19 protein-coding genes are annotated in these 20,237 nt (G+C 70.9%); 17 read left to right on the top strand and 2 right to left on the bottom strand.

What is annotated here, in order from left to right; genetic code table 11:
• Positions 1–182: 182 nt before the first annotated feature.
• From RBH18_RS02110 to RBH18_RS02075, 8 genes are read left to right on the top strand one after another with little or no spacing between them, the layout of a single operon-like run.
• Positions 183–1,019, top strand: a complete 837-nt coding sequence (locus RBH18_RS02110; protein ID WP_306204104.1) for a nitrilase-related carbon-nitrogen hydrolase — start codon at positions 183–185, stop codon at positions 1,017–1,019.
• Positions 1,016–2,410: a dihydropyrimidinase gene (gene hydA, locus RBH18_RS02105; protein ID WP_306204103.1), complete on the top strand. Its 1,395-nt coding sequence runs from the start codon at positions 1,016–1,018 to the stop codon at positions 2,408–2,410. Before RBH18_RS02110 ends, hydA begins: the two co-directional genes overlap by 4 nt.
• An 11-nt stretch (positions 2,411–2,421) precedes the next feature.
• Positions 2,422–3,906 (top strand): CoA-acylating methylmalonate-semialdehyde dehydrogenase, encoded by a 1,485-nt coding sequence (locus tag RBH18_RS02100; RefSeq protein WP_306204102.1) that lies wholly within the window; start codon positions 2,422–2,424, stop codon positions 3,904–3,906.
• A gap of 6 nt (positions 3,907–3,912) precedes the next feature.
• On the top strand, positions 3,913–4,896 hold the full coding sequence (locus RBH18_RS02095) for a TIGR03842 family LLM class F420-dependent oxidoreductase (protein WP_306204101.1): 984 nt from the start codon (positions 3,913–3,915) through the stop codon (positions 4,894–4,896).
• The gene (locus tag RBH18_RS02090; protein ID WP_306204100.1) at positions 4,893–5,753 is read left to right on the top strand and encodes an ABC transporter permease; all 861 of its coding nucleotides are present in this window, start codon (positions 4,893–4,895) and stop codon (positions 5,751–5,753) included. Before RBH18_RS02095 ends, RBH18_RS02090 begins: the two co-directional genes overlap by 4 nt.
• Entirely contained in the window at positions 5,750–6,514 is a 765-nt protein-coding gene (locus tag RBH18_RS02085; protein WP_306204099.1) for an ABC transporter ATP-binding protein, read from the top strand. Before RBH18_RS02090 ends, RBH18_RS02085 begins: the two co-directional genes overlap by 4 nt.
• Entirely contained in the window at positions 6,511–7,251 is a 741-nt protein-coding gene (locus RBH18_RS02080; protein WP_306204098.1) for an ABC transporter permease, read from the top strand. The genes RBH18_RS02085 and RBH18_RS02080 overlap by 4 nt, the downstream gene beginning before the upstream one ends.
• A gap of 9 nt (positions 7,252–7,260) precedes the next feature.
• Positions 7,261–8,373 carry an ABC transporter substrate-binding protein gene (locus tag RBH18_RS02075; RefSeq protein ID WP_306204097.1) on the top strand — a complete coding sequence of 371 codons (1,113 nt, stop codon included), beginning with the start codon at positions 7,261–7,263 and terminating at the stop codon, positions 8,371–8,373.
• A gap of 9 nt (positions 8,374–8,382) precedes the next feature.
• On the opposite strand, the gene RBH18_RS02070 is transcribed toward RBH18_RS02075, so the two are convergent.
• Complete coding sequence (locus RBH18_RS02070) at positions 8,383–9,354, bottom strand: NAD(P)-dependent alcohol dehydrogenase (protein ID WP_306204096.1); 972 nt, start codon at positions 9,352–9,354, stop codon at positions 8,383–8,385.
• Positions 9,355–9,446: 92 nt separating this feature from the next.
• Positions 9,447–10,118, bottom strand: a complete 672-nt coding sequence (locus tag RBH18_RS02065) for a TetR/AcrR family transcriptional regulator C-terminal domain-containing protein (RefSeq protein WP_306204095.1) — start codon at positions 10,116–10,118, stop codon at positions 9,447–9,449.
• Between the two features lie 119 nt (positions 10,119–10,237).
• On the opposite strand from RBH18_RS02065, the gene RBH18_RS02060 reads away from it, so the two are divergent.
• From RBH18_RS02060 to RBH18_RS02020, 9 genes are all read left to right on the top strand, one after another.
• The gene (locus tag RBH18_RS02060; protein WP_306204094.1) at positions 10,238–10,738 is read left to right on the top strand and encodes a Panacea domain-containing protein; all 501 of its coding nucleotides are present in this window, start codon (positions 10,238–10,240) and stop codon (positions 10,736–10,738) included.
• A gap of 9 nt (positions 10,739–10,747) precedes the next feature.
• Positions 10,748–11,194, top strand: a complete 447-nt coding sequence (locus RBH18_RS02055; RefSeq protein WP_306204092.1) for a hypothetical protein — start codon at positions 10,748–10,750, stop codon at positions 11,192–11,194.
• Positions 11,195–11,426: 232 nt separating this feature from the next.
• Positions 11,427–12,653 (top strand): inorganic phosphate transporter, encoded by a 1,227-nt coding sequence (locus RBH18_RS02050; RefSeq protein ID WP_306204091.1) that lies wholly within the window; start codon positions 11,427–11,429, stop codon positions 12,651–12,653.
• A 13-nt stretch (positions 12,654–12,666) separates the two neighbouring features.
• Complete coding sequence (locus RBH18_RS02045; RefSeq protein WP_306204090.1) at positions 12,667–12,966, top strand: hypothetical protein; 300 nt, start codon at positions 12,667–12,669, stop codon at positions 12,964–12,966.
• Positions 12,967–12,976: 10 nt separating this feature from the next.
• Positions 12,977–13,300, top strand: coding sequence for a DUF3349 domain-containing protein (locus RBH18_RS02040; protein ID WP_306204089.1), 324 nt, complete (start codon positions 12,977–12,979; stop codon positions 13,298–13,300).
• A 120-nt stretch (positions 13,301–13,420) separates the two neighbouring features.
• Complete coding sequence (locus RBH18_RS02035; RefSeq protein WP_306204088.1) at positions 13,421–14,167, top strand: metallophosphoesterase; 747 nt, start codon at positions 13,421–13,423, stop codon at positions 14,165–14,167.
• A gap of 749 nt (positions 14,168–14,916) precedes the next feature.
• Positions 14,917–16,860 (top strand): Agd3-related carbohydrate deacetylase, encoded by a 1,944-nt coding sequence (locus RBH18_RS02030; protein WP_306204087.1) that lies wholly within the window; start codon positions 14,917–14,919, stop codon positions 16,858–16,860.
• A gap of 93 nt (positions 16,861–16,953) precedes the next feature.
• The gene (pelF, locus tag RBH18_RS02025; protein ID WP_306204086.1) at positions 16,954–18,504 is read left to right on the top strand and encodes a GT4 family glycosyltransferase PelF; all 1,551 of its coding nucleotides are present in this window, start codon (positions 16,954–16,956) and stop codon (positions 18,502–18,504) included.
• On the top strand, positions 18,501–20,234 hold the full coding sequence (locus RBH18_RS02020) for a hypothetical protein (protein ID WP_306204085.1): 1,734 nt from the start codon (positions 18,501–18,503) through the stop codon (positions 20,232–20,234). Before pelF ends, RBH18_RS02020 begins: the two co-directional genes overlap by 4 nt.
• Positions 20,235–20,237: the final 3 nt, after the last annotated feature.

Below are 20,237 nucleotides of genomic sequence, written 5' to 3'. Positions count from 1 at the left end.
AAGGCAATTTCCCCGTCCGAAACATTTGGTAACAGCCAGGCAATTGTCCGCCTCGGTCTGTGTCGTTAGTGTCGCCTCACATCAGCCCTTGATGTCAAGCAGCGCAGGAGCGATGACACAAGGTGGAGCCGCGATCACAATCGAGGGGTGACCCAGGCCACCTTTCGAGAGAGGGGCACAGGATGACCGTCGTCCGCGCCGCCCTGGTCCAGACCACCTGGACCGGCGACAAGGAAACCATGATCAAGGCCCACGAGGACTACGCCCGGGAAGCCGCGGCGCAGGGCGCCAAGGTGATCTGCTTCCAGGAGCTGTTCTACGGGCCCTACTTCTGCCAGGTGCAGGACACCGCCTACTACGAGTACGCCGAGTCGGTCCCCGGCCCCACGACCGAGCGCTTCCAGGCCCTCGCCGCCGAGCTGGGCCTCGTCATGGTCCTCCCGATGTACGAGCAGGAGCAGCCCGGCGTCCTCTACAACACCGCCGCGGTCGTCGACGCCGACGGGAGCTACCTCGGCAAGTACCGCAAGAACCACATCCCGCAGGTCAAGGGCTTCTGGGAGAAGTTCTACTTCCGCCCCGGCAACCTGGGCTACCCGGTCTTCGACACCGCGGTCGGCAAGGTGGGCGTCTACATCTGCTACGACCGGCACTTCCCCGAGGGCTGGCGGGCGCTGGGACTCAACGGCGCGCAGATCGTGTTCAACCCGTCGGCCACCAGCCGCGGGCTGAGCTCGTACCTGTGGCAGCTGGAACAGCCCGCGAGCGCGGTCGCCAACGAGTACTACATCGGCGCGATCAACCGGGTGGGCACCGAGCCCCTCGGCGACAACGACTTCTACGGCCAGTCCTACTTCGTGGACCCCGAGGGCAAGTTCGTCGGCGAGGTCGGCGACACGCACAACCCCGAGCTGATCGTCCGGGACCTCGACCTGTCGCTGCTGCACACCGTCCGCGACCGCTGGCAGTTCTACCGCGACCGGCGCCCGGACTCCTACGAGGGCCTGGTGACTCCGTGATCATCGCCAATGGGACCGTGGTCGGCCCCGCCGGCCCGGTCGAGATGGACGTCCTCGTCGACGGCGAGAAGATCGTCGCGTTGTACGCCCCCGGCACCGCGCCGGCTCAGGAAGAGACCATCGACGCCACCGGGAAGTACGTCATCCCGGGCGCGATCGACGCGCACACGCACATGCAGATGCCGTTCGGCGGCACCGAGGCCAGCGACACCTTCGACACGGGTACGCGGGCCGCGGCGTTCGGCGGGACGACGACGATCATCGACTTCGCCATCCAGCGCTACGGCGAGGTGGTCCAGGACGGGCTGGCCGCCTGGCACGAGAAGACGGCCGGCAACTGCCACGTCGACTACGGCTTCCACATGATCATCGGCGGCGTGGACGACGAGTCGCTCAAGGCGATGGACCAGCTCGTCGCCACCGAGGGCATCTCCAGCTTCAAGCTCTTCATGGCGTACCCCGGCGTCTTCTACAGCGACGACGGGCAGATCCTGCGCGCGATGCAGAAGGCCCGCGACAACGGCGCCATGATCATGATGCACGCGGAGAACGGGCCCGCGATCGACGTCCTCGTCAAGCAGGCCCTCGAACGCGGCGAGACGGATCCCTTCCACCACGGCGTCACGCGCCCGCAGGAGCTGGAGGCGGAGGCGACCAGCCGGGCGATCTGGCTGGCGAGCGTGGCCGCCGACTGCCCGCTCTACATCGTGCACCTGTCCGCGTCCAAGGCCCTCGAACAGGTGGCCGCGGCGCGCGACCTCGGACGCAACGTGTTCGCCGAGACATGCCCGCAGTACCTCTACCTGACGCTGGAGGACCAGCTCGGCGCCCCGGGCTTCGAGGGGGCGAAGTGGGTGTGCTCGACGCCGTTGCGCTCCAAGCACGAGTCGCACCGGGCCGACTTGTGGCGCGGGTTGCGTACCAATGATCTCGCCGTGGTCTCGACCGATCACTGCCCCTTCTGCATGAAGGACCAGAAGGAGATGGGAATCGGCGACTTCTCGAAGATCCCGAACGGCATCGGCAGCGTCGAGCACCGCGTCGACCTGCTCTACCAGGGCGTGGTGGACGGCAAGATCTCGCTCGGCCGCTGGGTGGAGACGATCGCGGCCACGCCGGCGCGGATGTTCGGCATGTACCCGCGCAAGGGGGTCATCGCCCCCGGCTCCGACGCCGACATCGTGCTCTACGACCCCGCGGGCCGCACCCGGATCTCCGTCGACACGCACCACATGAACATGGACTACTCCGCCTGGGAGGGCTGGGAGATCGCCGGTCGCGTGGACACCGTCCTGTCCCGCGGCACGGTCATCGTCCAGGGCGGCGAGTACAAGGGACACGCCGGGCACGGCAAGTACGTGCCGCGCGGCCTCTCCGACTACCTGCTCTGAAAGGGGCTGGGATGCGCGAGATCAACCACTGGATCCGCGGTACGGCCACACCGGGTACCAGCGACACGACACTGGATGTGTACGACCCCGCCACGGGCGAGCCGCAGGCGTACGTCCGCGCCGCGACCGCCGCCGAGACCGAGGCGGCCGTGGCGGCGGCGAAGGAGGCGTTCCCCGGGTGGCGGGCCGCCTCCCTGTCCCGGCGCGCCGAGGTGATGTTCCGCTTCCGCGAGCTGGTCGACGCCAATCGCAAGGAGATCGCGTCCCTGATCAGCGCCGAGCACGGCAAGACCGGCGCCGACGCGGAGGGCGAGCTGGCCCGCGGGCTGGAGAACATCGAGTTCGCCGCCGGGGCACCCCACCTGCTCAAGGGCGGCTACAGCGAACAGGCCGCGACCGGCGTCGACGTCTACTCGATCCGCCAGCCGCTCGGCGTGGTCGCGGGCATCACGCCGTTCAACTTCCCGGCCATGGTCCCGCTGTGGATGCTGTGCAACGCGCTGGTCTGCGGCAACACGTTCGTGCTCAAGCCCAGCGAGAAGGACCCGTCGGTGTCGCTGGTGCTCGCGGACCTGCTGCGCCAGGCCGGGCTGCCGGACGGCGCGTTCAACGTCGTGCAGGGCGACCGGGTGGCCGTCGAGACGCTGCTCGACCATCCGGACGTCGAGGCGATCTCGTTCGTGGGCTCCACGGCGGTCGCGAGGAGCATCTACGAGCGCGGCACCCGCAACGGCAAACGCGTGCAGGCGCTGGGCGGCGCCAAGAACCACATGGTCGTCCTCCCCGACGCCGACATCGGATCCGCCGCGGACGCCGCCGTGTCCGCCGGGTACGGCTCGGCCGGCGAGCGCTGCATGGCCGTCTCCGTGGTCGTGGCCGTGGGCACCAGCGCCGACCCGCTCGTGGACGCCATCCAGGAGCGCATCGGCCGGATCCAGGTCGGCCCGGCCACGGATCCCAGCGCCGAGATGGGCCCGCTGATCAGCCGCGAGCACCGGGACCGGGTGGCCGGCTACCTCGCCGATACCGGGCCGGCCGAGGTCGTGGTCGACGGGCGCGACGCGCCGTGCAGCAGCGGGCCCGGGTTCTTCCTCGGCGCCTCGCTGGTGGACAAGGTGCCGGCCGACTCGCCGCTCTACACCGACGAGATCTTCGGGCCGGTGCTGTCGGTGGTGCGGGTGGACACGTACGACGAGGCCGTCGAGCTGGTCAACACCAACCCGTACGGCAACGGCACCGCCATCTTCACCCGCGACGGCGGGGCGGCCCGCCGCTTCCAGTACGACGCGGTGTGCGGGATGGTCGGCGTCAACGTGCCGGTGCCCGTCCCCGTCGCGTACTACAGCTTCGGCGGCTGGAAGTCGTCCCTCTTCGGCGACCTGCACATGTACGGGCCCGAGGGCCTGCAGTTCTACACCCGGACGAAGGTCGTCACCTCGCGCTGGCCCGACCCGGCCACCTCGCAGGTCGACCTCGGCTTCCCGAAGGTGCGGTGAGCGCCGATGGACATCGGTGTCGTCCTGCAGTGCGACCCGCCGTCGAGCGCGGTCGTCGAGCTGGCCCGCCGGGCCGAGGACCTGGGCTACAGCCACGTGTGGACGTTCGACTCGCACGTGCTCTGGCAGGAGCCGTTCGTCCTCTACAGCAAGATCCTGGCCGAGACGTCGCGGGTCGTCGTCGGGCCCATGGTCACCAACCCGGGCACCCGGGACTGGACGGTCATCGCCTCGCAGTTCGCCACCCTCAACGAGATGTACGGCAACCGGACCGTCTGCGGCATCGGCCGCGGCGACTCGGCCCTGCGCTACATCGGCCGCAAGCCCACCACGCTGGCCGAGCTGCGCGCGTGCATCGAGGAGGTGCGGGCCCTGGCGAACGGCGGCACGATCCGGGACCTGCGCCTCGCCTGGGCACCGGACAGCCGGCTCGACATCTGGGTCGCCGCCTACGGACCCAAGGCGCTCGCCCTGACCGGTGAGGTCGCCGACGGATACATCCTCCAGCTCGCGGATCCCGACATCGCCGCGTGGATGATCGCCGCCGTCCGGTCGGCGGCCGAGCAGGCGGGCCGCGACCCCATGGCGATCAAGTTCTGCGTCGCCGCGCCCGCCTACGTCGGCGACGACCTGGCCCATCAGCGGGAGCAGACCCGGTGGTTCGGCGGGATGGTCGGCAACCACGTGGCGGACATCGTCGCGCGCTACGGCCCGGGCGGCGCGGTGCCCCAGGCGCTGACCGACTACATCCGGGCCCGGCAGGGATACGACTACGCCGAGCACGGACGCGCCGGGAACTCGCACACGGCGTTCGTCCCCGACGAGGTGGTCGACCGGTTCTGCGTGCTGGGCCCGGTCGAGGCGCATCTCGAGCGGCTGGCGGCCCTGCGCGCGCTCGGCGTCGACCAGTTCGCGCTGTACCTGCAGCACGACGACAAGGAGGCCACCCTGGAGGCGTACGGGAAGCACATCATTCCGGCGGTCTCATGAGGCGCACCCTCAGCCTGCTCGCCGGGGTGCTGATCGCGGTCGCCCTGTGGGAGGGCTACAAGGCGGTCGGCGATCCGGACGGGACGGTGCTGTTCGGCACGCGGATCCTGCCGCGCGCCGACGACCTGTCCATGCCGCACGTGTGGGACATGCTGCGCCGGCTCGGGCAGCCCGAGCTCACCGGCGGCGACCCCGTGTGGCAGGTGGTGCTGGGCGCGTGCCTGTTCACGCTCGGCATCACCGCCGCGGGCTTCGCGGCCGGGGCGGTGGTCGGGCTGCTGCTGGCGGTCGTGATGCAGCGCTTCCGGATCGTCGAGCGCGGGCTCCTGCCGTACGTCATCCTCTCCCAGACCGTGCCCCTCGTCGCGCTGGCGCCGCTGGTCGCGGGCTGGAGCGGCAACCTGTCCTTCGGCCCCTATCCCTGGCAGGACTGGATGACCGTGGCCGTCATCGCCGCCTACCTGTCGTTCTTCCCGGTCGCCGTCGGCATGCTGCGCGGGCTGCAGTCGCCGCCGGCGGCCGGGGTGGAGCTGATGCGCAGCTACGCCGCCGGCTGGTGGCGCACGCTGCTCAAGCTCCGCCTGCCGGCGTCGCTGCCCTACCTGTTTCCCGCGCTGCGGCTGGCCGGCGCGGCCGCCGTCGTGGGCGCGGTGGTGGGGGAGATCTCCACGGGTACGCGCGGCGGGGTCGGCCGGCTCGTCATCGAGTACTCGCGCGAGGCGACCAGCGACCCCGCGAAGGTGTACACCGCCATGTTCGGCGCGGCCCTGCTCGGGCTGCTCGTGGCGGCCCTCGTCAGCCTGCTGGAGCTGCCGTTGCTGCGGCACCGGCGACGCGTATCGGTGGTGACGGTGTGACCGCAGTGGCCGTTTCCGGAGTCACGAAGACGTTCAACGAGGGCCGCAGCGACGCGGTCACCGCCCTGTCCGACATCGACCTGACCGTCGCCGAGGGCGAATTCGTATCCCTGATCGGCCCGTCGGGATGCGGCAAGAGCACCTTGCTGCGCCTGATCGGCGACCTTGTATCCCCTACGGCCGGAACCGTTCTCGTCTCTTCCGTACCGGCGCGGGAAGCCCGGCTGAAGCAGGCCTACGGCATCGCCTTTCAGCAGGCGGGCCTCTTCGAGTGGCGGACGGTGCGGCGAAACGTCGCGCTGCCATTGGAATTGCGCGGGCTCTCCCGCTCGGCCCAGCGGGCGCGTGTCGACGAGATGCTCGAGCTCGTGGGGCTGAGCGATTTCGCGGAGCACTATCCGGCGCAGCTGTCCGGGGGCATGCAGCAGCGGGTCGCCATCGCCCGGGCGCTCGCCGTGCATCCACCACTGCTGCTGATGGACGAACCCTTCGGCGCCCTGGACGAGATGACACGCGAACGGCTCCAGAACGAGCTGTTGCGCATCTGCGGGGCGACCGGCACGAGCACGGTCTTCGTCACCCACTCGATCTCCGAGGCGGTGTTCCTGTCGAACCGGGTCGTGGTCATGTCACCGCGGCCGGGGCGGATCACCGCGACCGTCGACATCGACCTGCCCACGCGGGACGAGTCCGTACGGCAGTCCCCTGACTTCTTCGGGTTCGTCACCCTCGTGCGCAAGTCGCTGCGGGAGGCGGCGTGAAGCGGCTCCTGCCCCCGCTGGTCGTGGGCGTCGTCGCGCTGGTGGCGTGGGAGCTGACGGTCTCGCTGGGCCGGATCGCGCCCTTCATCCTCCCGGCGCCGTCGGCGATCTGGCACGAGCTGGTCGTGCAGCGCTCGAACATCTGGTCGGCCGCGCTCGCGAGCGGCCTCAACGCCCTCATCGGGCTGGCCTGGGGCAGCGTGGCCGGGGTGCTGCTCGCCATGGCGGCGAGCCGCTTCCGGCTGCTGTCCGACGTGTCCCTGCCGGTGGCCGCGGTCCTCAACGCGCTGCCGATCATCGCGCTCGCCCCGATCCTCAACAACATGTTCGAGTCCACCTCGAGCGTGCCCCGCCGGCTGGTCGCCGGGATCATCGTCTTCTTCCCGGTCTTCCTCAACACGCTCCGCGGCCTGCGCGAGGTGGATCCCGTCCATCGCGACCTGATGACCAGTTACGCGGCATCGGGATGGACCTTCACCCGGCTCGTACGCCTCCCCGGGGCGCTGCCCTTCGTCTTCACCGGGCTCCGCCAGGCATCCTCCCTGGCCGTCATCGCCGCCGTCGTCGCCGAGTACTTCGGCGGCCTGCAGAACGGCCTCGGGTCCCGCATCACGTCGGCGGCCGCCTTCACCGCGTACCCGCGGGCGTGGGCCTTCGTCGTGGGCGCCTGCGTCCTCGGGCTCGTCTTCTATCTCGGCACGCTCCTGCTGGAACGCCTTGTTCTGCCTTCTTTCTAGGGAGTCCGTGTGCGCCTCTTTCCCCTCGCTGCTTCCCTGCTCCTGCTGACCGCCGCCTGCGGCACCGCCGACCAGTCGCCCACCCCCGCCGCGTCCGGCGGCGTCACCTCGATCAAGCTGCAGCTGCAGTGGTTCTACCAGGCCCAGTTCGCGGGCTACATCGCCGCCGTGGACAAGGGCTTCTACCGAGAACAGGGACTCGACGTGGAGCTCCTCGAGGGCGGCGTCGACATCGTGCCGCAGACCGTCCTCGCGCAGGGCAAGGCCGACTACGCCGTCGCCTGGGTGCCCAAGGCGCTGGCCTCCCGCGAGCAGGGCGCCGAGATCACGGATGTGGGACAGATCTTCGCGCGCTCGGGGACGTACCAGGTGGCCTGGAAGTCCTCCGGCATCACGGGACCGGCCGACTTCAAGGGCAAGAAGGTGGGCAACTGGGGGTTCGGCAACGAGTTCGAGCTCTTCGCGGGCATGACCAGGGCCGGCGTGGATCCGGGCAAGGACGTCACCCTGGTGCAGCAGCAGTTCGACATGCAGGCGCTGCTCAAGAAGGAGATCGACGTCGCCCAGGCGATGAGCTACAACGAGTACGCCCAGCTGCTCGAGGCCACGGACCCGGCGACCGGCAAGCTCTACACCCCGGACGACTTCCAGATCATCGACTGGAAGAACTTCGACTCGGCGATGCTGCAGGACGCGGTGTGGGCGTCGACCTCCCGGCTGAACGATCCGGCGTACCAGCAGCAGACGGTCAAGTTCCTGACGGGCACGATCAAGGGCTGGGCGTACTGCCGCGACCACGCCGCCGAGTGCCGGGACATGGTGGTGGCGCGCGGATCCAAGCTGGGCAAGAGCCACCAGCTCTGGCAGATGAACGAGGTCAACAAGCTGATCTGGCCGTCGGCCGGGGGCATCGGCCTCATCGACGAGGCCGCCTGGAAGCAGACGGTCGACATCTCCCTGACCGCCAAGAACCAGACCGGCGACACGGTGCTGACCAAGGAGCCGTCGGGCCAGGCCTACACCAACGACTACATCAAGCAGGCCCTCGCCCAGGCCGGCGTCGACACCACCGGCGCCGCCTTCAAGCCCGAGACCGTGACCCTCACCGCCGGCGGCGCGTGACGGCCGGTCTCAGTCCGCGCCCACGGTGACGACCACCTTGCCGGTCGCGTGGCCCTGCTCCTGGTAGCGGACCGCCGCCGGGATCTCGTCGAACGCGAACTGCCGGTCGAGCACGGGCGTCACCGCACCGGCCCGCATCAGGGCGGTCAGCTGGGCGAGCAGCGCCTTCTTGTCCGGGCAGTGCACGGCGTCGGCCAGCCGGATCCGCTGCCGGACGAACGGCGCCGTGGCCAGTGTGCCGAAGGCGTGCCCCGCCGGTTGCAGCCAGCGACCGGCGGGCCCGCCGACCACGACCAGCGTGCCGGTCCGGGTCAGCGCCCGGCGCAGCGCCCGGCCGGGGTGGCCGCCCGCGATGTCGAGCAGCAGGTCGTACCGGCGGCCGGCCCGGGTGAAATCGACCGCGCCGTAGTCGATCACCTCGTCGGCGCCGATCTTCCGGAGCAGGCCGAGGTTCCGCGTGCCGCAGACCGCGGTCACGTGGGCGCCGGCGGCCTTGGCCAGCTGGACGGCGAACGTGCCGACCCCGCCGGATGCGCCGTTGACGAGAACGGATCCGCCCGCGCACGATCCGAGTGCCAGCAGGGCGGTCACGCCGGCCATCGGCACGGCGGCGGCATCGGTCGCCGAGATGCCGGGGCGCGGCGCGAGCAGATCCTCCGCGACGACCGTGTACTCGCCGAAGCCACCCTCGTCGGCCAGGGCGTACACGGGATCGCCCGGCCGGAAGGCCGTCACGCCGGGCCCGAGCGCGGCGACCCGGCCGGCGACGTCGCAGCCCGGGACGCTGATCAGCGGCCTCGTCGTGCCCAGGCCGGGGAGCAGCCGGGCCACTCGGGGCTCGCCGCGCATGTGGTGCCAGTCGTACGGGTTGACCGAGGTGGCGGTGACCCGGACCAGCACCTCGCGGGGGCCGGGGACGGGGTCGGCGAGGTGTCTGAGGTGGAGTCCGGAGCCGTACTTGTCGATCACGTAAGCCTTCATGGTGTCCTCCCTTACGTTGTAAGGTAGCCTTACGTTGTAAGGGTGGGAAGGGGCGCGCGAGAAGCGGCAAACCGGGGCGTGCCGGAGCCGGATCAGCGCAGCCGGTCGAGGCCGTCCAGCAGCAGGTCCAGGCCGAACTCGAACTCGGCCTGGTCGTCGCACCAGCCCAGGGTCGACGCCGGCTCGTCGTGCGCGACGCCGGCGAGCATGGCGGCGAGGTTCGGCAGCGCATCGGCCACCTCGGGCGGCAGCGCCAGATCGGCGGCCGGCCCGCCACCCGGATCGAAGAGCTCCTGCGTGAAGCCGAGCGCCCGGCTGCCCAGTGCGTGCAACGCGTGGTGGATCTGGTCGTACGTGAACCCGCCGTCGCGCAGGAGCCCGGCCACGCCGTCGTGGTAGATCAGCACCGCAGGCAGGGGCGTCGTCCGCGACTCCAGCACGGCCGGGGCCCACGGGTGGCGCAGGAACACCTGACGGGCGGTCAGGGCGCGGGCTCGCACGGCCGCCTTCCAGGCCGCGCCGCGCGAGGGGAGCCGGAGGGCGCCGACCGCCTCGTTCACCTCGCCGAGCACCACTTCGATGACGCCGTCGAGGATCTGCTGCTTGTTGGCCACATGGTGGTAGAGCGACATCGCCTCGGCGCCGACCTCCTCGGCCAGCCGGCGCATGGTGAGCGCCTCGATGCCGTCCCGGTCCGCCACGGCGACGGCGGCCCGCAGGACCCGGTCGCGACTCAACGGCTGCCGGAGTTTCGCCTGACCCACCCGTCGATCCTACGTGCCGGGCCGCGCAACGGACTTGACGCACCGCCAGTCTCGGGTGCATGGTTGGCGTGCGACTAGCACTCGCAAGACAAGCTGATGCATGACTAGAAGGGCATACTGTGGCGTCGATCCATGACCTCTCCGCATACATCTTGCAGCGCACCGGCTCCATCCCGGACCTGCAGCTGCACAACCTGCTCTACTACGCACAAGCCTGGCACCTCGTCGACGAGGAGGAGCCGCTCTTTCCGGACCGCATCGAGGCGTGGCCGCCGCAGCCGATCCTGCCGGAGCTGTTCGCGCTGACCGAGCACGTGTGGCGGCTCGACGCGTGGCCCCGGGGCGATGCCGGCGCCCTGACGGACGTCGAGCGGGAGTCGGTCGACGGCGTGCTCGACAGCTACGGCCGCCTCAGCGACGAGCAGCTCATCGCCCTGGTGCGGCGCGAACCTCCGTATCGGCAGGCCCGTGCGGGGCTGGGCCCCGTGGAGCTGTCCAGCAACCCCATCACGCCGGCCGCTCTGTACAAGTACTACAGCTCGCTCGCCACCAACGCCGCCGCTGTCCCCATCGCGGAGTTGCGCTGGGGCGGCGAGGGCACACTGACGGTGCGGGCGTGAGTGGTCGCCATGCCTGACAAGACGAAGAAGCAGCGTCAGAACGCTCCGGTCGCCGAGCAGGAATTCGACGTCGGCGAAGACGGCCTGACCTTCTCCTTGCGCTACGCGGATCACGGCTATCGCGGAGCCTGGGCCTGGCCGCGGGGCGCCGCGACGGAGGAAGTGTTCAGCTTCCTCTGCCACGTCGGTGCTCTGACCTGGGACGAGATCGCGGGTCAGCTGTTCAGCACCAAGCGCGGCAGCCACCGCAAGCATCACTCGCAGCATGTCGACACGTTGTGCCCGGAGGCCCGGCGACGGATCGAGGCGCTGAAGTGCAAGCAGAGGTTCGGCGAGAAGATCTTCCGGTTCCGGGTCGGCGGCAGGAAGCGTCTCTGGGGCTTCAAGCGCGACGGAGTGTTCTACATCCTGTGGTGGGACGCCGAACACAGGGTCTATCCGGCCGAGGCCCGCTGAGCCGGGCGCCCGGTGCGGCGGCGAGGGTGGTCGCCGCGCCGGGGGTGGGTCATCGTGGTCATGGGTGACGGCCGGGGGCAATGAGGACTATCCATGTCTGCCGGTGGCTAAACGCGGGGGCCGGTGACCGTCTGGCGACATGTTCGCTACGTGGGGCTCAACGCGAGCGGAATTCATGGAAGCGCTGGTCGGGTGTCTTTTGGCTGCTTGCCCGGCGGGGGAGTATCTGCATGTGACAGAGACTTCTGTGATTCTCGCCCTCGTGGTGGTCACAGCCCTCGGGTTCGACTTCACGAACGGGTTCCACGACACCGCCAACGCGATGGCCACGTCCATCGCGACCAAGGCGCTCAGGCCGAAGGTCGCCGTCGCCCTTTCCGGCATCCTCAATCTCGTCGGCGCCTTCCTCTCCGTGGAGGTGGCGCTCACCGTCTCGAACGCCGTGGTCAAGATCCAGGACAAGAGCGGCGCGCCCAAGGCGGAGCTGCTCGCCGACGGTGGGACGGCGCTGCTGCTCATCGTGCTGGCCGGGCTGGTCGGGGGGATCATCTGGAACCTGCTGACCTGGCTGCTCGGGCTGCCCTCCAGCTCGTCGCACGCGCTCTTCGGCGGGCTCATCGGCGCCACCATCGCCGGGCTCGGCTGGGCCGGGGTCAACTGGAACGGCGACGGCAGCAAGCTCGACGGGGTCATCGGCAAGGTGATCCTGCCCGCGATCATGTCGCCGGTCATCGCCGGGGTGGTCGCGGCCGTGGGCACGTGGCTGATCTACCGGATCACGGTCGGGGTCGCGGCCCGGTTCACCGACAACGGGTTCCGGTGGGGGCAGATCGGCAGCGCCTCGCTGGTCTCGCTGGCGCACGGCACCAACGACGCGCAGAAGACGATGGGCGTCATCACCCTCGCGCTGATCGCGGCCGGCGACTGGGACGACACGGGGAGCATCCCGTTCTGGGTCAAGGCGGCGTGTGCGCTCGCCATCGCGCTGGGGACCTACCTGGGCGGGTGGCGCATCATCCGTACGCTGGGCAAGGGTCTGGTGGAGATCGCCCCGCCGCAGGGTCTGGCGGCCGAGTCGGCCTCCGCCGCGGTGATCCTCGCCTCGAGCCACCTCGGCTTCGCGCTGTCCACGACGCACGTCGCCACCGGCTCGATCCTCGGCTCCGGCGTCGGCAAGCCGGGCGCGCAGGTCCGCTGGCGGGTCGCCGGCCGCATGGTCGCCGCCTGGCTGATCACGCTGCCCGCCGCCGCGGTCGTCGGCGCGCTCATGTGGTGGATCGGGCACGGGCTGGGCGACGGCCTGGCCGGCTCGCTCGCCGTGTTCGTGATCCTGCTGGCGGCGGCCACGTTCATGTACCTGCGCTCGCGCCGCACCCCGGTCGACCACACCAACGTCAACGACGAGTGGGAAGGCGCCCGGCCCGGGGCCGAGCGCGTGCCCGCCGAGTCGGCGCACTGAGAGGCGGACCGTCATGCACAACCTGGGATTCGCACTGGAAGGCGCCTGGAAGGTGCTCGCCGCGGGCCTCGTGCTCGGCGCCGGCCTGCCGGCCCTGTTCGCCCTCGGCATCCGTACGCTCGCCTGGGGCGACGGTGGCGCCGCCCAGGCGGACACGACCGCGGCCCCGCACGCGGCCGGCAAGGTGCTCGGCTGGGTGCTGTTCGCGGTGGTGTTGCTCGGCGTGCTGCTGGGCATCACGTTCATCGTGGCCAGCGGCCTGGGCAAGGCGCTGAGCTTCGAGCACGTGTTCCCGACGATCGTGGACAAGTGAGGCGACGGCCATGTCCGAGCTGCGCTCCAGCTTCCTGACCCGCGCGATGGAATGGCTGCGGGCCGGTTATCCGGCCGGCGTGCCGAAGCGGGACTACGTCGCCCTGCTCGGCGTCCTGCGGCGCAAGCTGACCGAGGACGAGGTACGCAAGATCGCCATCTCCCTCGCCGAGCAGCAGCACGCGGCCGAGGGCGACGACCCCATCACGCCCGCCGACATCGAGGCGATGATCAGCTCGTCGGTGCTGCAGGACGCGAGCCCGGAGGACATCGTCCGCGTATCCGCCCACCTCGCCGCCGGCGGCTGGCCCCTCGCCGACCCGCCGACCGAGTAGCCGTCGCCCGGGGCGCGCGGTGAGCCCGGAACTCCGTTTCGCCCGGCGCGGAATCCGCGCCGGGCGAAACCGCGTCCTGCCGGGCAGCGGGCGCGGCCGCGGCTGCCTAGCGTGCGGGGCATGCTGATCGCGCACCTGAGTGACCCCCACCTTCTCGCCGGCCCGCTGGGCGCAGCCCCGGCCGCCGCGCTGCACCGTGCGTTCGCCCGGCTTCTCGCGCTGGAGCCGCGGCCCGACTGCGTCGTCATCACCGGCGACCTGGTCGAGTCCGCCGAGCCCGGCGAGTACGCCCTCCTGCGCGACGTCCTGCGGCACTGCCCGATCCCGGTCCACGCGGTGGCGGGCAACCACGATGGCGAGCGCTTCGCCGAGGAGCTCGGCGAGTCGCGCTATGTCGTCGACTATCCCGGCGCGACGATCGTCGTCGCCGACTCGGTGATCGCGGGACGGGCCGAGGGGCGGCTGGGCGCGGAGCAGCTCGACTGGATCGACGAGGTGCTGGGTCGGCGGCCGGATGTGCCCGCCTTCGTGTGCCTGCACCATCCGCCGGTCGAGGTGGGCATCCCGTTTCTGGACGGCATGAACCTGGCCGACGCCGACGCGCTCGCGCGGATCGTCGCCCGCCGGGGCAACGTGGCGCGGGTGCTGGCCGGGCACGTGCACCGGACGGTGGTGGTTCCCTTCGCGGGGACGGTCGTGGCGATCGCGCCGGCGGCGTACCGGCAGACGGCGCTGCGGATGCATGATGCCGGGCCGCCGGGATATGTGCTCGAGCCGTCGAGTTTTCTGCTGCACGCGCGCACCCGGGGCGGATGGGCCACCCATTCCGTTGCGGTGAGTGACGCGGGGGCCGTGCTCGCCTATTGATCACGTAAAGGTCAGACATCGACATTGTGATGAATAGACGGGGGTGGAGGCAGGGGGATTTCACGGGGAATTCCATGATGACCCCCTGGCGGGAATTCATGGGAGTGGATGCACAACGGGTGTTGATCCGACAGCGTGGCGTGCGCGGGAGGCGCCCGTTCGGGCATGCTTGGGGGATCCTCGCGGACCGTGCGCTTCGGTCGTTACTCGGGCCAATGTGGACAGGATGACCGCTGGGGGAGATCGTCCGGCCCCGGCGTTGTATTAACGGCGCATTATGTGCGATTCCCTGGAATTGCTTGTCAGGTTCTTTCGATCATGTGTGACGGCGGGCGGCTATCACCGGCGACAGGGCCAGTCAAGTGGTCCATGGGTCAGTCTGCGGACGGTTGTTCGGAGCTGAAGGCGATCATTGAATTCTGCCTAGAATCGCCGTCGGCCACGCTCCGGATGACCACCTCGAAATGGTGCCGTTCCGGGGTTCCATCGAAATCTCACCGTGGAGGTGCTCGATGGCCACCGTCCGTGTCGTCCCACGCCGAAGACTTCGTACGATCGTCGCCGCGCTCTGTGCCGGCGTGCTCGTCGCTGCGGCACCCGCCTCGGCCGGTGCCGCGCAAGATAAAAGTGCCGCGCAAGACAGAAGTGCCGCGCAGGCTAGAGGTGCCGCGCAGGACAGAGGTGCCGCGCAGGACAGAGGCGCGGCGCAGGACAACGCTCCGATCCGGGGCCAGGCCGCGCCCGCGCGGGTGAAGCCGGCGGCCCCCCTGCCCGTACGCACCGGGAGGGTCGCCGTCAAGGCGCAGGCCAAGGCCCTCGCCGGCCCCACCGACCGGGTCGCGCTGCGGTCGCTGGTCATCGCCACCGACACCGCCGACTGGGGCGTGCCGACGCTGACCACCACGCTCAACCGGGTCGGCGCCGCCTACGACGTGCTCTACTCCGCGGACACCGCGCTGACCGCGAGCACGCTGGTGCGCGCCGACGGCGTCGGCAGGTACAACGCGATCCTGCTGACCAGCAGCATGCTCGTCTACTCGTCCGGCGGCAGCTTCATCAGCGGCCTCGACGGCGTCGAGTGGAACACGCTGTGGACCTACGAGCGCGACTACGGGGTGCGCCAGGCCGCGCTCTACACCAGCTACGGCACCTACCCCGAGGACTACTGCCTGCGGACCGTCAGCGAGACCGCGGTCGGCGACACGCCGCTCAACGTCGCGCTGACCGGCACCGGCGCGGGCGTCTTCGACTATCTCAAGGCGACCGCGACGATCCCGGTGGTGCAGTCGTACGTCTATCGCACCTCGATCGCGCCCGGCTGCAGCGCCACCTCGACGATGACCGCGGGCTCCGACGTGCTCGGAGTGCGCACCACGAGCACCGACGGCCGGGAGCGGCTCGCGCTGACCTTCAGCAACAACGTCAATCTGCTGCAGTCGGACCTCGTCGTCTACGGGCTGGTCCGGTGGGCGACCAAGGGCATGTTCCTCGGCGAGCAGCGGCACTGGTTGCACGTCGACGTGGACGACTGGTTCAACAGCGCGGACCACTACTTCGAGGACGGGCACATCGAGTCCGACCCCGGCTTCCAGGTGTCCGCGCACGATGCGGTGGCGCTGAAGAACAGGCAGGCGGCCCTGCGTACGGCCCAGCCGCTCGCCGCCGCGTTCAAGCTGAACCTGGCCTACAACGGCGGCGACATCCAGCCGAACTCGACCACCACGTGCAGCCCCAACGGCGGCGTCGCCCAGCTGACGTCGACGAGCCGGTGCCTGCGCAACGACTTCCGGTGGATCAACCACACGCTGACCCATCCGGAGCTGACCACCACCGACTACACCACCACCTTCAACGAGATCAGCAGCAACTTCACGGCCGCGTCGGCGATCGGGCTGACCGTGCCCGCGAACGTGCTCAAGACGCCCGAGTACTCGGGGCTCGGCGTCTGGAACGACAACCCGGACGACGACACGTCGCCGCCGGTCGACCACGGCCTCGGCGCGTCGAACGTCAACCTGCTGACCGCCGCGCAGAACCTCGGCATCAAGTACCTGCACGGCAACTTCTCGTTCCCGAGCCACGTGCCGGCCAACTTCAACACCAACATCGTGCACCCGCTCAACGCCGCGGTGTCCGTGGTGCCCGACTGGCCGACCAACATCGCCTACCACACGACCACGCCGGGCGAGGAGACCGCCTGGTACAACTCGGTCTACGGTCCCGGCGGCAGCATCCCGACCTTCCCGGCCAACCGCACGTACGCGCAGGTCGTCGACTTCGAGGCGGCCATCGCCCTGCAGCACGTCGCGTCGGGCAGCATCGCCGCGCACACGTTCCACATCGCCAACGTGCGTGACTACGCGAGCGGCAAGTCGCTTGTCATGGACTGGGTGGAGGCGGTCGTCGGCAAGTACGCGTCGTACTACTCGACGCCTCTGCTGAACGTGGACTGGCCGGCGCTGGGGGCGTACACGACGCTGCGCAACGCGCACTTCGCGCAGCGGGCCGCCGGCGTGGACCCGGTCTACGACCGCTCGGCGGGCACGGTCACGGTCACCTCGCCGCTGGCCGGCACGGTCCAGCTGAGCGGCGTGAACACCGCGGCGAGCACCACGTACGGCACCGACCGCACCGCCCCGGTGACGCTGACGGCGAACACGGCCGTCACGGTGACCGCCGCACCACGCCTCTGAGAAAGACCCGGAAAAAAGCCGCGACCGAGCAAGGACGCGACTGAGCAGGACCTAACCGCAGGAAAGGCAGCACGCCGGGGAGGCGGGGAACAGGTGCGGATCGCGCTGGTGTCGGAGGGGACCTACCCGTACGCGATGGGTGGGGTGAGCGTCTGGTGCGAGCAGCTCATCCGGGGCATCCCGGAGTACCGCTGGGAGGTCGTCGCCCTGACCGTCGACGGCAGCGAGCAACCTGTCTTCGTCCCCCCGGCGAACCTCGACCGGGTGCGCTCGATCCCGTTGTGGGGCGGCCGGCCACCGGGCCACCGCCCCGCGCGGACCGGCTACCGGCCGGGGGCCGCCTTCACCGAGTCGTACGAGGTGTTCCTGCGCGCCCTGGTCACGCCGATCGACAGCACCGACCCGGTGCAGGGCAACGTCAGCCGCAGCCTGTTCCTGCTCGCCCTGCGCGGCCTGTACGAGTACGCCGCCGACGGTGGCGACCTCAGCGCAGCGCTGGTCTCCAACGACGCGCTCACCATGACCCTGGACGCGTGGCGGCAGCTGCGCGTCGACGAGAACGGCCCGGCGCCGACCGTGGCCGACGCGATCCAGGCGGCGTGGCTCATCGAGCACATGCTGCGCCCGCTCAGCGCCCCGCCCGTCCGCGCCGACGTCGTGCACGCCTCGATGAACGGCCTGTCCACACTGGTCGGGATGGCCGCGAAGTGGGCGCACGACACCCCGCTGGTGCTGAGCGAGCACGGCATCTACCTGCGCGAGCGCTACATCGCCTATCTGGCCGAGGACGCCTCGCACGCCGTGCGGGTGCTGGCGCTGAGCTTCTTCCGGTCGCTGGCCGGCGCCGCCTATCTGATCAGCGACGTGCTGGCGCCGCACTCGGCGTACAACCGCCGCTGGCAGCTGCAGAACGGCGCCGACGCGGACCGGATGTGGACCATGTACAACGGCGTCGAGCCGGCCGAGTTCCCGGCCGCGACCTCGGAGCCCGCGGTGCCGACGATCTCGTTCATGGGCCGGATCGACCCGCTCAAGGACCTGCACACCCTCATCCGGGCCTTCGCGATCGTCCGCGAGCGGATGCCCGCGGCCCGGCTGCGGATCTTCGGGGGTACGCCGGCGGTGAACCGGATTTACCACGAGTCCTGCGAGCGGCTCGTCGCCGAGCTCGGGCTGACCGGCGCGGCGGTGCTCGAGGGCCGGGTCGCCAACGCGGTCGACGCCTACCACGCCGGCAGCGTCGTGGCGCTCACGAGCATCTCGGAGGGGTTCCCGTACACCGTGGTGGAGGCCATGGCCTGCGGGCGCCCGACGGTCTGCACCAACGTCGGCGGCGTGGCCGAGGCGGTCGGGGACACCGGCATCGTCGTGGCCCCGCGCGATCACGTCGCGGTCGCCGAGGCGTGCCTCAAGCTGCTGCGCGACGACGAGCTGCGGCTGCGGCTGGGCTTCGCCGCGCGCGCCCGGGTGCTCGAGCACTTCACGCTGAGCCAGTCGCTGCAGATGTACCGCAACGTCTACGAGGGGCTGGCGACCCCGCTGCCGCCGGCACCCGGGCCCGCGCCGATCACGAGCGTCGCCCCGGTGCTGCGGCCCGCCTTTCCGGTCCTGCGGCACTCCACCGTGTACGGGAGCCGGCGATGAGCGTCGACGAGCAGGAACCGGACGCGACCCAGATCATCCGTGCACGGGAGCCGGCGATCAGCGTCGACGGCCAGGAACCCGACGCGACGCGGATCATCTTTCCCGGCGATCGGACCCAGATCATCGTCCCGGGCGAGCAGACCCAGATCATCGTCCCGGGTGAGCAGACCCAGGTCATCGATGCCGGCGGCCGGACCACGCGGATCCGGATCGACACCGGCGTCCCGGCGTCGACCGCGGTGCCCCGGCAGCGCCGGGGGCGCCGGAGCAGCCCGCCGGGGCCCGCGCGCCCGCCCGGCGCCCCCGAGAGCCCGGAGCTCCTGCGGCCGGGCGTCTCCGCGGACCCGCTCGACGAGTTGGTCGACCGGATGCGGCCCCGGCTGGCCAAGGCGGTCGACGAGCTGCAGGTGGCCGCGGCCCTCGAGGCGGAGGGGCTGACCGATCGCATCGCCCGGGTGGCGTACGGCTTCAGCGACGTCTTCGCCCTGGCCCTGCAGGTCTACCGGCGGCTCGGCCCGCCCGCCCAGGACGGCCCGGCGCCGGTGCTGCCCCGCCGGGACCGGCGGGAGAGCGTCCGGGTGCTGGCCCACGGCCCCCTGTACGCCCTGCCGGCCGCCGTCTTCCCGGCCGTCCTCGTGGTGCTGGACCCGCGGGCCGTCGTGCTCGCGGTCACCGTCGCGGGCGCCCTGGGCTGGGTGTACGCCGGGACGGCCGCGTTCGCCGCGTACAAGCTGCTCGGCTCGTGGCGGCCGCGGGCGGCGTCCCGGCTGCTGCTGTTCGCGGCCCTGGTCGCCCCGGCGCTCGGTGCCGTCGCCGGCGTGCTGATCATGCTGGGGACGGGCGGCGGCTGGGGACTCGTCCTGCTCGCCGCGGGTCAGCTCACCTATCAGCTCGCCGGGACGATCTTCATGTTCCACCGCCGGGAGGGGCTGCAGGCGGCGCTCATGGTGCCCGCGGTGGTGGGCGGGATCGCGTACCTGGTCGTCGGCGCGCAGGCCGGGCCGGTCGCGATCGGGACCGCCGTCGCCGGGGTGACCGCCGCCTTCGGCGTGTCGCTGTGGCTCACGCGCGGGCGTGGCGACGACGGCGAGCCCCCGGCGCTCCCGTTGCTGCGGCACCGGGCGGCGGGGCTGGGCGGCATCACCGCCTACGGCGCATGCTCGGCGGCGCTGCTGCTGCACGCGGAGGCGCCCTATCTGCCGACCCGGCTCGATCTGGCGGTCGCCGTGGCGCCGCTGATCCTCGCCATGGGCTTCGTCGAGTGGCGCGCCGAGGGCTTCCGGGCGCAGGCCGTCCTGCTGACCCACCGCTATCACGCGCCGTCGCTGTTCCAGCAGGCGCTGTGGCGCGCGATCCGCCGGGAGACCGTCGCCTGCCTGCTCGTCCCGGCCGGCCTCGGTCTGGGGCTCGCCGCCGTGCTCGGGATGCTCGGCCGGCTCACCCCCGAGGGGCTGTTCCTCATCGCCGCGCACGTCGCCCTGGCCGGGGCGTACTACGTGGCCTTCCTGCTCGCCGGCTTCGAGCGCTTCGGGCTGCTCTGCGGCGCGATGCTGGCCGCCCTCGCCCTGCACGTCGGCGTGGGCGCCGTCCTCGGTGCCGCACCGCTGCTCGGGATGACCGGGCGGCCGGTGACGGACACGACGCTCTACCTCGTCAGCGTGCTCGCGCTGCACGTTCTGTTCCTGATCGGCCTGTCCCGCCACGTGGGCCAGGTACGCCACTACCGGTAGTTC

Origin of the sequence: Actinoplanes oryzae, from assembly GCF_030757795.1 — a bacterium.
In the GTDB taxonomy this organism is placed as follows: Bacteria; Actinomycetota; Actinomycetes; order Mycobacteriales; family Micromonosporaceae; genus Actinoplanes.
This window is presented reverse-complemented; position numbering and strand designations above follow the sequence as displayed.

Excerpts from the sequence above, each read along its gene's own strand:
- RBH18_RS02110 (WP_306204104.1), top strand. The coding sequence starts at position 183 with ATGACCGTCGTCCGCGCCGCCCTGGTCCAGACCACCTGGACCGGCGAC.
- RBH18_RS02100 (WP_306204102.1), top strand. The coding sequence starts at position 2,422 with ATGCGCGAGATCAACCACTGGATCCGCGGTACGGCCACACCGGGTACC.
- RBH18_RS02095 (WP_306204101.1), top strand. The coding sequence starts at position 3,913 with ATGGACATCGGTGTCGTCCTGCAGTGCGACCCGCCGTCGAGCGCGGTC.
- RBH18_RS02090 (WP_306204100.1), top strand. The coding sequence starts at position 4,893 with ATGAGGCGCACCCTCAGCCTGCTCGCCGGGGTGCTGATCGCGGTCGCC.
- RBH18_RS02070 (WP_306204096.1), bottom strand. The coding sequence starts at position 9,354 with ATGAAGGCTTACGTGATCGACAAGTACGGCTCCGGACTCCACCTCAGA.
- RBH18_RS02055 (WP_306204092.1), top strand. The coding sequence starts at position 10,748 with ATGCCTGACAAGACGAAGAAGCAGCGTCAGAACGCTCCGGTCGCCGAG.
- RBH18_RS02045 (WP_306204090.1), top strand. The coding sequence starts at position 12,667 with ATGCACAACCTGGGATTCGCACTGGAAGGCGCCTGGAAGGTGCTCGCC.
- RBH18_RS02040 (WP_306204089.1), top strand. The coding sequence starts at position 12,977 with ATGTCCGAGCTGCGCTCCAGCTTCCTGACCCGCGCGATGGAATGGCTG.
- RBH18_RS02035 (WP_306204088.1), top strand. The coding sequence starts at position 13,421 with ATGCTGATCGCGCACCTGAGTGACCCCCACCTTCTCGCCGGCCCGCTG.
- RBH18_RS02020 (WP_306204085.1), top strand. The coding sequence starts at position 18,501 with ATGAGCGTCGACGAGCAGGAACCGGACGCGACCCAGATCATCCGTGCA.